Source organism: Mycobacterium sp. 1423905.2 (genome assembly GCF_001673155.1).
GTDB lineage: Bacteria > Actinomycetota > Actinomycetes > Mycobacteriales > Mycobacteriaceae > Mycobacterium.
Map to the genome: position 1 here is coordinate 1 of NZ_LZLE01000037.1, position 1,421 is coordinate 1,421.

1 pseudogene is annotated in these 1,421 nt (G+C 64.2%); it reads left to right on the forward strand.

The features are described 5' to 3' along the window. Nucleotides 1-1,421: pseudogene (locus A9W95_RS02465) on the forward strand (preprotein translocase subunit SecA); the annotation flags it as partial.

A 1,421-nucleotide genomic window follows, 5' to 3' on the forward strand; every position in this document is an offset into this window, starting at 1 on the left:
TTCGGCTTCGACTACCTGCGCGACAACATGGCGCACTCGCTCGACGACCTGGTGCAGCGCGGGCACAACTTCGCCATCGTCGACGAGGTCGACTCGATCCTGATCGACGAGGCTCGTACCCCGCTGATCATTTCCGGGCCGGCCGATGGCGCCTCCAACTGGTACACCGAGTTCGCCCGGCTGGCGCCGCTGATGGAAAAAGACACCCACTACGAGGTGGACCTGCGCAAACGCACCGTCGGCGTGCACGAAAAGGGCGTGGAGTTCGTCGAAGACCAGCTCGGTATCGACAACCTCTACGAAGCCGCCAACTCCCCGCTGGTCAGCTATCTCAACAACGCGCTGAAGGCCAAGGAGCTGTTCAACCGCGACAAGGACTACATCGTCCGCAATGGCGAAGTGCTGATCGTCGACGAGTTCACCGGCCGCGTGCTGATCGGCCGCCGCTACAACGAGGGCATGCACCAGGCCATCGAGGCCAAGGAGCACGTCGAGATCAAGGCCGAGAACCAGACGCTGGCCACCATCACACTGCAGAACTACTTCCGGCTCTACGACAAGCTGGCCGGTATGACCGGTACCGCCCAGACCGAGGCGGCCGAGCTGCACGAGATCTACAAGCTGGGTGTGGTCTCCATCCCGACCAATAAGCCGATGATCCGCACCGACCAGTCCGACCTGATCTACAAGACCGAGGAAGCCAAGTACCTCGCGGTGGTCGACGACGTCGCCGAACGCTACGAAAAGGGCCAGCCGGTGCTGATCGGTACCACCAGCGTCGAGCGCTCGGAGTACCTGTCGCGCCAGTTCACCAAGAAGCGCATCCCGCACAACGTGCTCAACGCCAAGTATCACGAGCAGGAGGCCGGCATCGTCGCCGTGGCCGGGCGGCGCGGCGGCATCACCGTCGCCACCAACATGGCCGGCCGCGGCACCGACATCGTGCTCGGCGGCAACGTCGACTTCCTGACCGACCAGCGGCTGCGCGAACGCGGCCTGGACCCGGTGGAAACCCCGGACGAATACGAGAAGGCATGGCACGAAGAGCTGCCGATCGTCAAGGAAGAGGCCGGTAAAGAGGCCGAAGAGGTGATCGAAGCCGGCGGCCTGTACGTGCTGGGCACCGAACGCCACGAGTCACGCCGCATCGACAACCAGTTGCGCGGCCGCTCCGGCCGCCAGGGCGACCCCGGCGAGTCCCGCTTCTACCTGTCGCTGGGTGACGAGCTCATGCGCCGGTTCAACGGGGCGGCGCTGGAATCGCTGCTCACCCGGCTCAACCTGCCCGACGACGTGCCCATCGAAGCCAAGATGGTCACCCGCGCGATCAAGAGCGCCCAGACCCAGGTCGAGCAGCAGAACTTCGAGGTCAGAAAGAACGTCCTCAAGTACGACGAGGTGATGAACCAGCAGCGCAAGGT